The organism is Streptococcus sp. OMI750, from assembly GCF_047463895.1.
Taxonomy (GTDB): Bacteria; Bacillota; Bacilli; order Lactobacillales; family Streptococcaceae; genus Streptococcus.
In genome coordinates this window covers 77,370-89,807 of sequence record NZ_JASHCZ010000005.1, presented here as the reverse complement: position 1 = coordinate 89,807, position 12,438 = coordinate 77,370, and the positions used below count along the sequence as shown (strand labels likewise).

The 12,438-nt window shown below is 43.8% G+C and carries 13 protein-coding genes; all 13 read right to left on the bottom strand.

Annotated features, from left to right (window positions below; genetic code table 11):
• Positions 1-5: 5 nt before the first annotated feature.
• Entirely contained in the window at positions 6-506 is a 501-nt protein-coding gene (locus QM830_RS09160; RefSeq protein WP_414326618.1) for a GNAT family N-acetyltransferase, read from the bottom strand.
• A gap of 45 nt (positions 507-551) precedes the next feature.
• The gene (locus QM830_RS09155; RefSeq protein WP_129822760.1) at positions 552-692 is read right to left on the bottom strand and encodes a hypothetical protein; all 141 of its coding nucleotides are present in this window, start codon (positions 690-692) and stop codon (positions 552-554) included.
• Positions 693-703: 11 nt separating this feature from the next.
• Positions 704-2,914 (bottom strand): anaerobic ribonucleoside-triphosphate reductase, encoded by a 2,211-nt coding sequence (gene nrdD / locus QM830_RS09150; RefSeq protein WP_414326679.1) that lies wholly within the window; start codon positions 2,912-2,914, stop codon positions 704-706.
• Between the two features lie 122 nt (positions 2,915-3,036).
• The gene (locus QM830_RS09145) at positions 3,037-4,875 is read right to left on the bottom strand and encodes an MFS transporter (protein ID WP_414326616.1); all 1,839 of its coding nucleotides are present in this window, start codon (positions 4,873-4,875) and stop codon (positions 3,037-3,039) included.
• Between the two features lie 168 nt (positions 4,876-5,043).
• Positions 5,044-6,579: a cardiolipin synthase gene (gene cls / locus QM830_RS09140; RefSeq protein WP_414326614.1), complete on the bottom strand. Its 1,536-nt coding sequence runs from the start codon at positions 6,577-6,579 to the stop codon at positions 5,044-5,046.
• 276 nt (positions 6,580-6,855) lie between these two features.
• Entirely contained in the window at positions 6,856-7,266 is a 411-nt protein-coding gene (locus QM830_RS09135; protein WP_414326612.1) for an SP_0198 family lipoprotein, read from the bottom strand.
• Positions 7,267-7,342: 76 nt separating this feature from the next.
• The gene (locus tag QM830_RS09130) at positions 7,343-8,575 is read right to left on the bottom strand and encodes a bifunctional folylpolyglutamate synthase/dihydrofolate synthase (RefSeq protein WP_414326610.1); all 1,233 of its coding nucleotides are present in this window, start codon (positions 8,573-8,575) and stop codon (positions 7,343-7,345) included.
• Positions 8,576-8,831: 256 nt separating this feature from the next.
• Positions 8,832-9,137, bottom strand: a complete 306-nt coding sequence (locus QM830_RS09125; RefSeq protein ID WP_003001941.1) for a DUF1292 domain-containing protein — start codon at positions 9,135-9,137, stop codon at positions 8,832-8,834.
• A 22-nt stretch (positions 9,138-9,159) separates the two neighbouring features.
• On the bottom strand, positions 9,160-9,579 hold the full coding sequence (gene ruvX / locus QM830_RS09120; protein WP_049492638.1) for a Holliday junction resolvase RuvX: 420 nt from the start codon (positions 9,577-9,579) through the stop codon (positions 9,160-9,162).
• Positions 9,579-9,845 carry an IreB family regulatory phosphoprotein gene (locus tag QM830_RS09115; protein WP_003002070.1) on the bottom strand — a complete coding sequence of 89 codons (267 nt, stop codon included), beginning with the start codon at positions 9,843-9,845 and terminating at the stop codon, positions 9,579-9,581. The genes ruvX and QM830_RS09115 overlap by 1 nt, the downstream gene beginning before the upstream one ends.
• A gap of 124 nt (positions 9,846-9,969) precedes the next feature.
• Positions 9,970-10,566: an SP0191 family lipoprotein gene (locus tag QM830_RS09110; RefSeq protein WP_031576799.1), complete on the bottom strand. Its 597-nt coding sequence runs from the start codon at positions 10,564-10,566 to the stop codon at positions 9,970-9,972.
• A 136-nt stretch (positions 10,567-10,702) separates the two neighbouring features.
• Positions 10,703-11,101 carry a transcriptional regulator Spx gene (gene spx / locus QM830_RS09105; protein WP_003009108.1) on the bottom strand — a complete coding sequence of 133 codons (399 nt, stop codon included), beginning with the start codon at positions 11,099-11,101 and terminating at the stop codon, positions 10,703-10,705.
• Positions 11,102-11,188: 87 nt separating this feature from the next.
• Positions 11,189-12,334, bottom strand: coding sequence for a recombinase RecA (gene recA, locus QM830_RS09100; protein WP_003002082.1), 1,146 nt, complete (start codon positions 12,332-12,334; stop codon positions 11,189-11,191).
• Positions 12,335-12,438 lie beyond the last annotated feature (104 nt).

Here is a 12,438-nt window from a genome sequence, read left to right as displayed (position 1 = left end):
TTTCCTCAATCTAAATCAATCCAATAGCGCTCTTTCCCGCCTCGAACATCCTCTAAAGCTCCGCCATTAGTCAGAATCACTGCTCGACTAGCAGCATTGTCACTATCACAAGTCACTAAAGCACGTTTGATATTTTTATTTTTGGCTACTTGCAATCCTTGCCGCAGCTGCTCTTTTGCCAATCCTTGCCCACGCGCAGAGGGACGGATGGAATAACCAATATGACCACCTACCTCCAGCAAATAGTCACTAAGACGCAATCTCAGATTGAGAAACCCTACGGCTTGTCCATCTCTCGAAAAAGCAACTAACTGAATATCAGGCACCCACCCTTCAGGCAAATTAATCCCCATTTCATGATTCTGATTACTTTCCAACCACTCTTCATAAACAAAATTCTCAGCATCCCAAAATCCGCCATCGTGAGCTGATTGATTCGCTTCAAACTCTGCCATCATGTCTAATACAGTTTCTTTATCTGCTAGAGTCGGTCTGCGTAGTTCCATCTTTACCTCCCCCCATACGAGAAAAGCGAGAGCGGACTCTCACTTTTATTTTTTCTTAGCCTTTTTTAAAAATTTCTCTCTTAGGCTGGCCACGCGGTCTTTTTTATTGACTCCACCTGTTGAATGCTTCTCGTGGAATCGTTGCACCTGAGCCTTGCCCTTATCATCTAATTGGTATTTTCCCATAATGTCCTTTTCTAATCTGTCACTTCATGTCCAGCTGATTTGATCGTGGACCCATTCATGTGTTTGACCCGCGCAGCAATTTCCTTGTGGCGTCCATTAACCATGGGACGGGCTTGAGGATTTCCTAGATAGCCACAGGTCCGTTTGACCACATCAACTGTCTTAGGATCACTATTGCCACAGTTTGGACAGGTGAAGCCCCGCTCGGTAGGCGTGAAGTCTCCTTCAAAGTCACACTTGTAGCAACGGTCAATTGGTGTATTGGTTCCAAGATAGCCGACCCGGTCATAGGCATAATCCCAAACTGCCTCAAGGGCTTTTGGATTTTGTTGGAGCACAGGATACTCACAATAGTGAATAAAGCCCCCCGTCGCTCCAGCTTCTGGATAGACTTTTTCAAAATCTAGCTTCTCAAACGGGCTTGGGTTCTTACGAACATCGTAGTGGAAACTATTGGTATAGTATTCCTTGTCTGTAATATCTGGAACCTGACCAAATTTCTCCGTATCCAAGCGACAGAAGCGGTCTGTCAAGCTTTCTGACGGCGTCGAATAGATGGAGAAGTGGTAGTCATACTGATCGGACCATTCTTCGACCCGTTTCTTCATATCCTTGATGATCTCGATCGTGAATTGCTTAGCTTCTGGATTTTCCTCCCAGTTTGGCCCATAAAAGACCGTCGCCACTTCATAGAGTCCGATATAGCCAAGTGAAATCGTCGCTCTACGGTTACGGAAAAGCTGGTCTACCTGGTCATATTTACCCAAACGTTTTCCGAAAGCCCCATATTGGTAGAGAATCGGTGCATTGGCTGGTGTCGCTTCTTTGGTGCGTTCCACCCGGTAAACCAAAGCATCTTCCGCAATATTCATCCGTTCATTAAAAATTTGCCAGAACTTTTCCTTGTCTCCACCAGATTCCAAGGCAATCCGGGGTAGATTCACCGTCACAACCCCCAGATTCATCCGACCAGAATTGACTTCGACGCCATTTTCATCCTTCCACCCTTGGAGGAAAGAGCGGCAACCCATGGGTACCTTGAAGGAACCCGTCAATTCGACAATCTTATCATATGAGAGGATATCCGGATACATGCGTTTGGTCGCACATTCCAAGGCCAATTGCTTGATGTCATAGTTGGGACTATCTGGTTCTAAGTTGAGGCCTCTTTTCAAGGTAAAAATCAACTTAGGGAAAATTGCGGTCCGGTGTTCTGAACCAAGTCCCTTGATTCGAATCTCAAGAATCGCCTTTTGGATTTCGCGTTCGAAGCGAGTAGTTCCAAGGCCGAAGCCCAATGAAGTAAAAGGTGTTTGCCCATTGGAAGTAAAGAGGGTATTGATCTCGTATTCCAAGGACTGCATAGCATCATAGATATCTTTTTTCGTTTTTTGCCAAGCATAGTGCTCACGTTTTTCCGGGAGAACCCACTCCTCTGCATCTTTCAAGTGCTTCTGATAATTCTTTTCTGCATAAGGAGCTAAGACCTCGTCGATTCGGTCAGCTGAGCAACCACCATACTGACTAGAAGCCACATTGGCAATGATTTGCGAGATCTGAGCCGTTGCAGTTTGGATGGACTTGGGACTTTCTACTTCTGCATTTCCAATCTTAAAGCCATTACGCAGCATGCCTTCAAAATCGATCAAACAACAGTTGGTCATCGGAGTGTAAGGACTATAGTCCAAATCATGGTAGTGGATATCCCCTTTTTGGTGGGCATTGGCTACGTGTTTGGGCAACAGTTTAAGACCAATAGACTTGCCGACAATTCCCGCTGTCAAATCACGCTGGGTATTAAAAACGTCGCTGTCCTTATTGGCATTTTCATTGACGACAGCTTGGTCTTTGTTGAGGAGTTTTCCGATCGTAAAATTGATATCGGTTGCTTTTGAGCGCTCAAAATCCCGCTGAGTCCGATAGGTAATATAGCTCTCCGCAATCGCATATTCATTGGCTTGAAGCAATTCATGTTCGACCACATTTTGAATCTCATAGATCTTCACACCATTTGGGAAACGCTCCAAAATCTCTGCGATCACACGATCGACAATGGCTTCTAGTTTGGCTTCCATCACTGGAGTGAGAGAAGTCACTTCTTCTGTCGCCTTCAACAAGGCTTTATAAATTTTTTCAACATCGAATTGAACACGACGGCCATCTCGTTTTTCAACAAAAATATCCGGGGCCATTCTCAGTTTTTCTTCTCTCAAGGTGATCATACCAAACATGCCTCTCTTCATTTATTTACATACAAGTTGTATTATACCACTCCAAAAATAAAAATCAATATCTTGTGGTGAAAATTCTAAAAAACTTTCTAAAACACAAGATATTGATTTTCTTAAGAGCGTTGATAGAGTTTGAAATGACGGTATTTCTTCTCAACCAGACGATAATTTTCTTTGAGCAAGTCCTTCATATTGGAGGTCAACTCCACCTGATTGTTGACCACAATATACTTCGGTTCAGACCGATCGATTTGTTGGATCACATTGGTCCGATTTTCATTAATTCCCAGATAAGACGTCGGGGTCAATAAGGCAGAAGCTGCCAAACGATCGCTTTCTTGATAGAGAGTAGCTGTCGTATCCCAAGCATAAATAGTATCTTTCGACTTGGTGTGATGTTTAATGTAGCTGGCAATAGCACTCCGTTCACTCGATTGACCAGACTGAAGCACAACATCTTGAACCACTGGATTCGCCAACAGATAGACAAAGGCTACTAGCGGTAAGAAAACTTGGCTCGTAAAGTAAGCGGCCCAAACTTCCTTGTTTTTCTTCTTCCGACCACGACGTTCGATCCCGTCGTTTTCTTCCCCATCTCGTGAGAACCAGATCGCAAACAAGGGAAGAACAAATGGCAACATTGGCAACAATTGGTAAGCGCCTTGCTCCGGAAGACCAATCGACACGATGAGGACTACCAGGCTACCTGCCCATCCCATAAAGCGGAAGATCCGGCGAGCACTGCTATTTTGCTTCGTAAAGGACATCAAAAAGGCAGAGACCAGACCAAAGGCCAGCGCCAACAGTCCATAATAAATGGCATTACTGAAGGTCTGTCCATTGCTAAAATTCAAGGCATTAAAGACATAGGTTACTTGGTTAATGGCATAGCCAAAAGTCTGATTCAAAACGGTGATATAGCCAATTGGATAAAAGACGAGTGAAAAACCAAGGAGAGCTGCTAGCAGTTGATAAAAGCCACGCGCCCATCTCTTCTGCTTGATGTTAAAGGCTGTTAATCCAAGGAAGGCCAACAAATAAAACAAGGCACTGGTCATCGGATCAATCAAGAAAGCCACAGCTGCAATCGCACCATAAAGGATAAAGCCTTCATCCTTACGATCCCCAATCAAATAAGCCAAAATGAAATTCATGCTGGCAAATAGGATTGGAAGACTAAAGAGAGTCACATAAGTTCCTCCAAAACCAAGGCCTAACACCAAGAAATAAAAGAGTAACTGGACATTCTTCGCTGTATCTTTATCAGACACCAGCAAGCGCACAACCCGATAGAGGTAAGTCCCCGCAAAGAAGAGAGCAATCGCTTGGAGAATCATCAAGATCCAATGTCCACCAGCCAAGCTTCCCAACCAGTTGATTGCATAATAGAGCAGACCATTGGTTCCGTAAAAATCACCAAACGGTACTTGCCCCTTGGTCATTGCCCAGCCAGCATACAAGTTTTGCGATTGTTGATTGGTTGCAAAACGGGTTAAAAATGGCACCCCGACATGCAGCAAACTAATCAAGAGACTCAACACAAAAGGAATCGCTAGGGGCACTGGACGCTTAGCTTGACGACGGATTGGCTCAACTGCCACATCCGCTTCTAGCTCTTCCGTATTCTCTTCTAGCTTAGATGCTTCCGCTTTTGTCGCTTCAACTCCCGCCTTACGTGAACGACGACTCATCCGACTGAGCGGTTGCTCCGCTTCTTGTTCCAATTCTTGTGTAGGTTCTGCTACTGCTTCTGGCTTGGCATCACGAATTTCCTCTGATGCCTCCATTGCAACAGGCTCCTCCAAGACTTCTGCCTGCTGGCTATGAGTCGGCTCTTCTTCACGAAAGACTGATTTATCTAGCACTTCGCGAATTTCACGTGTATCCTGAAAACTGTCTCCCACGTGAAGCCCTAACTTTTTCGAAGTCATTTCTTGCTCTTTTTCGCTCATTCTTTTTCCTTTTCTTCGCTATTCCTCTGCTCTTTCCTTTTAGAAAAAAGCCCATTATCTTCTCTAGTATACCAAATTCTGCTGACCCTGTCAGCCTCTTATCACATAGTCCTATAGAAAAAGAGTCAGGCATCTCGATTCCTGACTCTGATTTTCGTTTTTATACATTTACAACATCGGTGCGAACAATTGCATAATTTCCTTGATTAAGCTTTGGTGCCATGTAAAGCGGAAGGTATCCTCTGTAATTTCTTGAGACACTTCAAAGATATGGTCAAAGTCCTCCCGAATCTTTTTCAAGGCAGGCGTCCGATACATCCAGACAGCATTTTCATAGTGATGGACCAGGCTGCGGTAATCAAAGTTAATCGACCCTACAACCGCCATTTCGTCATCTGCCAGGACTTGCTTGCTATGGACAAAACCAGGCGTGTACTCATAGATTTTCACACCAGCATCCATCAGATCCAAGTAAGCCCCACGCGTAACAATTTGGATCAATTTTTTATCCGGAATATGCGGGGTCACGATGCGAACATCCACCCCACGAAGGGCCGCATTGCGGATATCTTCTGTCAAATCATAATCGATGATCAAGTAAGGAGTCGTGATATAGACGTAATCCGTCGCCTGGTTGATCATATTTTGATAAACCGTCTTTCCGACCTGCGACTTGTAAATCGGCTTTGGTCCACTCCCATAGGGAATGTAGAGCCCTTCGCCTTCGACTGCCTTGTTTTCAATATGGTAGCGGTCAAAATCCTCGATTTCCCCACGGTTGATGTACCAGTTTATGAGGAAGAGTCGCGTCAAGGCCTTAACAGCTCGTCCATCCAAACGGATGGCACTGTCCTTCCAGTGACCAAACCGCTCAATGTGGTTGATGTACTCGTCTGCCAAATTGACACCACCCGTATAGCCGATCTGCCCATCAATGACCAGAATCTTGCGGTGATCTCGGTTGTTATAAGCCACTGTTAGACGGGGGATCACCTTGTTAAACTTATGGGCATCAATCCCCATCTTTCTCAAGCGTTTGGTATAGTTCCCAGCCAAAGTCGCCATACAGCCGATATCGTCATAAAGGAGTTTGACTTCGACCCCCTCTTTCACTTTCTGCTCTAAAATTTCTAGGATACTGTTCCACATCAAGCCCTCATCAATAATGTAAAACTCGATGAAGATAAATTTTTTCGCGGCTTTTAGATCCTCTAGTAGTTGCGCATACATCTCCTCCCCTAGAGGGTAAAAGGTCGATGCCGTCCCATTGTAGAGATCCGCATTGTGGTCCATGGATAAAATCGACTTGACCAAGCCATAAACCGCCTTGCTTTCTTGCTTGAGCTCCTTACGCAACTGATGACTATTGTCCTCTCGAAACTTCATGGACTCCATATTTTTCAGCTGGATCATTTCCTTTTTGGACAAACGCCGCTCTCCAAACATGAGGTATAAAAGCGATCCAAAGACAGGAATGACGGCAATCAAGAGCCAGGTCACCTTATTTTCAGGCGGGGTATTTCGATTAACAATAGCTAAGATTGTCGACACATATAAGAGCCCAATGACTGCAACAGATAGCCAATGAGGGAACCATCTATTAAGCCAAAAGAATGCCGCAAAGGATGCCCATAGTTCAAAGCCCATAAACAAAATACTAAATCCATATTTGGACATTAATAGACGTAATTTTCGAAAGGTCACAGCATCCTCCTTTTTTCTTTCTACTAGTATACCAATTCTTTTTACCCGTTGCAACGACCAACCAAACCCCTTCTAGACAAACAAAAAGAGAGTGGGACAAAAGTCCTAGCCTCTCAATTATTTTTGGATTGTCGAGCAAGACGCAGTGGTTGAGTGGGCTCTACTACGCTGATTTCATCAGCTTTTACAGCCCTACTCAACTGTGCGGAGGTGGGACGACGAAATCGAATTCTAACGAATTACCGATTTCTGTCCCACTCTCTCTTGTTTCGTCCCTTATTGCTTGGTTAAAACGATAATCCCTTGATCATCCTCTGCTTGCTCCAGATCTTCTAGCGACAACTGATTTCCTTCGATCCGATAGCGATAAGGCTCATCTCCGATACGCATGGATTGATTGACCGGATCAATACTAACCTCTTTGGCCTCTTCTTCTCCATCAGCATCTTGCACCGTAAACGTGCCTTTTCGACCCGTCACCACCAAGAGGATCGTATTTTCCTCGTCCTGTCCACGATAACTGCCATCTATGGACACCCCTTCTTTCTGTTCTTCACTCGCTGACGTCACAGTCTGTGATGAAGCAGACGTCTGTTTGCTCGAAGTCTGTGTCGCTTTTTCTTGCTGGCTACAAGCAGTCAGGAAAAGGGCTACTGCCAAGGTCAGTATAGACATGATTTTTTTCATTAAGATCGGCTCCTTTCGCCATAACCGTATACTATCTACCACCAGTATACGCCAAGAAAGTCTTTAGGTCAATTGTTTACCCCTCTAATAAAAATGCCCTTACTTCCGCAATAAAATACAAGGACCCTGTCACAAATAAGACTTCATCTGGACGACTCTGATCCATAAATTCTTTGATATAGGCCTTATAGTCCGCTACATAGGGCAAGTCTTGTCGGTCGCCTTGTGCCACCACTTCTCCGTAATGAAAGGTCGTCAAAATCAATTCAGCTTCCGGCAATCCCGCTTGAAGCGTTTGGAGCATCCCGCTATAATCTTTTCGCTTAAGGGCTCCAAATAAAATCTTCACGCGCTTTCCTGCTAAGCTGTTGGCAAACTCGATCAAGCGCAACATGGCATGAGGATTATGGGCGCCATCCAGATACACCTGGTCGCCAAACAACTCTAGACGGCCCGGCCACCGCGTCTCTTGCAAGGCAAGCTTGACCTGATCCATATCCACTTCTTGATCTAGGCCCTCCATATAGAGGAAAAAGGCCTCCAAAGCTACTGCAGCATTTTCCCGTTGGTAATCACCCTTCAAGCCCAGAGACGGCAAGACAAGTTCCACACGTTCATTCCAAAAACGGTCCTGCTCTAACCCAAAATCTTTCTGGAAGGCATGGAGATCCACATCCAGTTGCTTCGCTTTTTCTTGACAAACAGCTATGGCATCATCCGAAAAGGGACCCACCACAGCTTTCTTGCCCTTCTTAAAGATTCCTGCCTTTTGCTGGGCGATTTCTGCAATCGTCCCTCCCAGTGTTTCCTGGTGATCCAGGCCGACCGAAGTGATCACTGCGATCTCTCCCGTCACTACATTGGTGGTATCTAGAAGCCCACCGATACCAACTTCCAATAAGACCACGTCCACAGCTTGTTCCTTAAAATACAAGAGGGCCATGAGGCAGATAATCTCAAAATAAGAGAGTTGGTCCTGGGTTTGAAGCAAGGTCTGCTCCATTTGTTGGACTTCTTGGCCAATCCGAGTAAAATCTTCATCTGAAATCGGCTGATCCCCAATACAAATCCGATCATGGATACTGATCATATGAGGAGAAGTAAAGGTCCCAACCTTCTTCCCATGAGCCATCAACAATTGACGCAGAAAGGCGATTGTGGATCCCTTCCCATTGGTTCCTGTCACATGAAGGATCGGATAAGCCTTATCCGGTCTTCCTAAAAGGCTCACTGCCTGCTCCATACGATCCAGTCCCGATCGAAAATTCAGACCGATCCGACTATTCATCCATTGCTCAATCTTATTCACATCTTCCTCCTAAAAGAAAAAAGCGACAAAACCTCTCCTGACGTTTGCGCTCCTTTCTTTTGTAGTTATTTCTTTCTCATTTTTACAGCAAGTCCATCGGACTTCCTGCTTTTTCTTGTTTCTTGAAGCAGGGCTAAAAACGTCCACCGGGCTTACTTGCGGTCTTTGTTTCTAGCGCAAGGGTAAAAACATCCCCCGGACTTACCAACTCTTTCTAATTTCTTGGAGTTGGGGTAAAAACATCCACTGGATGTTTTTACTCCTCCATAAAGCTGTTGAAGACTTCCTCGATCATATCCCATTCTGCATCTGAGTCTTCTGGGATTGGTTGAAGGTCGCCTTCTGTTCCGTCTTCGTTTTCTGTAAATGAATAAGCTTGGATTTCAACTTCGCCGTTTTCATCTTCTTCTGCATTTGCAGGGATCAAAAGGACATAGTTCTTCCCAAATTCTTCTTTGCCATCGATGGTCAAAAGAATTTCAAACAAGGTTTCATTTCCTTGTTCATCCACCAATGTGATTAATTCACGTTCTTCATGGTCGTGGTTATGATCATGCGCCATACTATTCTTCCTCGTTTTCTTTCTAAAAATTGCGATCTAAATAATTTTGTAAAATAAGCTGCGCCGCTAACTTATCAATAACTTTTTTACGTTTGCTACGGCTAACGTCTGCTTGCTCAATCAACATCCGCTCTGCAGCAACTGTCGTCAACCGTTCATCTTGGTAGTCGACTGGCAACTCAAACTTTTCAGCAATCATCGTGCCGTAAGCCTGACTGGCTTCCACACGCGGTCCGCTGGTGTTGTTCATGTTTTTTGGCAAGCCCACAACAAAACGGTCCACCTTGTATTGAGCTACTAATTCGGCTAAGCGCTCCAAACCGAATTCTTTTTTGTCTTCATCGATTTGGATGATTTCAAGACCCTGAGCTGTAAAACCGAGAGGATCACTCACAGCAACCCCGACGGTCTTTGAGCCAACATCCAATCCCATAATTCTCATTAGAGGTCTATTCCTTGCCCTTTCAAATAATAACGTACCAATTCTTCCACGATCTCATCTCGTTCATATTTACGAATTTGGTTCCGTGCATTATTATAACGAGGTACATAGGCAGGATCACCACTGAGTACGTATCCTACGATTTGATTAATTGGATTGTAGCCTTTTTCATCCAGTGACAAGTATACATCTTTCAAGGTCTCGCTAATTTCCTTACGATTTGAATCATCAAGATTAAAACGTACTGTTTCATCTGTAAATCCCACAAGAACACCCTCTTTCCTTAGAATATTACTATTATACCATAATCAAGAGTTTTCCACAACGGTCAAGCCCTTGATTTTACAGCTTTTTCAAGCATTTTTGAGCTATTTCAGTTAAACTGTTTTTTTATTTTTGCTCACTTGCTCCAGCATTGATAAGATTATCCGCAAATTGACTCGGTGTCAACTTCAACAACTCTGGTAAGTGATTGTTTTTGAAGTAAGTCATGCCTTCAGCCTTCTTCACATCCATTGCTTCAAAGTCATAGGTGATGGTCACCTTGTATTCATTCTCATTTTCCAAGGTCAAATCAGCTGTGAAACCTGGCACTGTCAAAGCTTCCTTAAAGGCATCGTCCTTGTTAAAGGATTCTCTCAATTGCTTTTGTGCTTCCTCGACTCCAACCTGTTGGATCCCTTTTTTCAACTCCTCATCGGTTGCCGTCACATTGATAGTCTCCAACTTTTTAAAGGTGTTCCCCACATAGGTGACGATTTGCGTCTGTTGTGTTCCCTTGTCATCTTTTGGAAAGACAAAGGTCCTAGTGATGACTTTATTTTCTTCAGCTTTTTGCAGAATACTCTTATTATCCTTTTGCAGCTGTTCTGCCTTTGCTTGGATTGCTTTTTGCTCACTTGAATTTGGCGTTTTCGCTTGTTTTTTTTGACCGCATCCAGTCAAACACAAGGCAAGCGCACCCAATAAGAAGATTTTCCTTTTCATTTTCCATTCCTTACTAGTTATTGTTTTCTAAAATATTGTATCATAGATTTCGTAAAATGGCGCAGTAAACTGCTTTTCATTCCGATTTTTAAAAAGAAAAAAATCAGAAACAAATTGTTTCTGATTTTCAATCGCTTTAAAGAGCTGCACGCATCCGCGCTTCTGCATTTTCTACATTTCGAACTGATCGTGGCAAGAAGGCACGAATATCGTCTTCTTTGTAGCCCACTTGGAGACGTTTGTCATCTACCAAGATCGGACTTTTAAGAATACGAGGTGTTTCCATGATGATGTCAATGACTTCATTGACACTCAAGTCTTCGATGTCCACTCCTAGATTTTTAGCGTATCGATTTTTTGAAGAGACAATACTTGCCACTCCATTTTCAGTCTTTGTAAGGATATCCAATAATTCTTCTTTGGTGATTCCTTCCTTACCGAGGTTTTGTTCTTTATAAGTTAGCTGGTGAGCGTTGAGCCAAGTCTTTGCTTTTTTACAGCTGGTGCAACTTGACACTGTATAAATTTTAATCATGCATGCACTCCTTTCGCTACACGATAATACTATCGTATTAAATTATAACACAAAAACCATCAGTCTAGCGACCTATTTTGAAAAAAATTAATCTTCAATTTCAATCGCGTCATCTAAATCTAGAGTTACTTCTTCTACGACAGGAGCTGCTTCCTCAGTTTTATCAAGGGTTTTCACTGCTTCGTCTTCTTCGATCAAACCAAAATGAACCCGAACCTTATGGTCGATTTCGTCAAAAATTTCTGGGTGGTCAGCCAAGAATTTCTTAGCATTTTCAGATCCTTGACCAATTTTTTCGCCGTTATATGAGTACCACGCACCCGCTTTTTGGATGATATCCAAATCTGTTGCAATCTTCACCAATTCACCTGTACGTGAAATTCCTTCTCCGTACATGATTTCAACCATGGCTTCTTTGAACGGTGGAGCTACCTTGTTCTTCACAACCTTGATCTTGGTTTCCTTACCAACGTTGGTATCTTTTTGGTCCCCAGTACCCTTGATTTGGGTATTTCCACGAACATCTAAACGAACCGAAGCATAGAATTTAAGGGCACGACCACCAGGTGTGGTTTCAGGGTTCCCAAACATGACCCCAACTTTTTCACGCAATTGGTTGATAAAGATGGCAATGGTCTTGGTCTTGTTGATCGAAGCTCCGAGTTTGCGCATCGCTTGGCTCATCATTCGCGCTTGCAAACCAACGTGGCTATCCCCGATATCTCCATCGATTTCCGCACGAGGTACCAAGGCCGCAACAGAGTCGACAACCACCAAATCAACCGCACCAGAGTCGATTAATTTACCGGCAATTTCAAGCCCTTGTTCTCCTGAGTCTGGTTGAGACAAGAGAAGTTCGTCGATATTAACACCAAGAGCTGCTGCATAAGATGGATCCAAGGCATGCTCGGCATCGATAAAAGCCGCAATGCCCCCTTCTTTTTGTGCTTGCGCTACTGCATGGAGGGCAACGGTAGTTTTACCAGATGATTCTGGACCATAGATTTCGATGATCCGACCTTTTGGATAGCCCCCAGCACCCAAGGCAATATCAAGAGCTAATGAACCAGAGCTCATGACCTGAACTTTTTGTTCTGCGCGTTCACCTAAACGCATGATGGATCCTTTACCAAAATCCTTTTCGATCAACTTCAGGGCATCATTGAGCGCTTTTTCACGCTCATCTCCAAATTTCTTAGAGATATCATCTAATTTTTTTTGTTTTTTCGCCATTCTTTTCTCCTATTTTTTACTATACAGGAAATGCACCCCACTCACCAACGATCACCGTCATTTGAAAGGCTCATTTCCTATCCATTTTTAGAATCATTCTTCAT

What these genes read in the sequence shown, in the direction of transcription:
- QM830_RS09160 (WP_414326618.1), bottom strand. Translation starts at nt 506, where the DNA reads ATGGAACTACGCAGACCGACTCTAGCAGATAAAGAAACTGTATTAGAC.
- QM830_RS09155 (WP_129822760.1), bottom strand. Translation starts at nt 692, where the DNA reads ATGGGAAAATACCAATTAGATGATAAGGGCAAGGCTCAGGTGCAACGA.
- nrdD (WP_414326679.1), bottom strand. Translation starts at nt 2,914, where the DNA reads ATGATCACCTTGAGAGAAGAAAAACTGAGAATGGCCCCGGATATTTTT.
- QM830_RS09145 (WP_414326616.1), bottom strand. Translation starts at nt 4,875, where the DNA reads ATGAGCGAAAAAGAGCAAGAAATGACTTCGAAAAAGTTAGGGCTTCAC.
- QM830_RS09135 (WP_414326612.1), bottom strand. Translation starts at nt 7,266, where the DNA reads ATGAAAAAAATCATGTCTATACTGACCTTGGCAGTAGCCCTTTTCCTG.
- QM830_RS09125 (WP_003001941.1), bottom strand. Translation starts at nt 9,137, where the DNA reads ATGGCGCATGATCATAACCACGACCATGAAGAACGTGAATTAATCACA.
- ruvX (WP_049492638.1), bottom strand. Translation starts at nt 9,579, where the DNA reads ATGAGAATTATGGGATTGGATGTTGGCTCAAAGACCGTCGGGGTTGCT.
- QM830_RS09110 (WP_031576799.1), bottom strand. Translation starts at nt 10,566, where the DNA reads ATGAAAAGGAAAATCTTCTTATTGGGTGCGCTTGCCTTGTGTTTGACT.
- spx (WP_003009108.1), bottom strand. Translation starts at nt 11,101, where the DNA reads ATGATTAAAATTTATACAGTGTCAAGTTGCACCAGCTGTAAAAAAGCA.
- recA (WP_003002082.1), bottom strand. Translation starts at nt 12,334, where the DNA reads ATGGCGAAAAAACAAAAAAAATTAGATGATATCTCTAAGAAATTTGGA.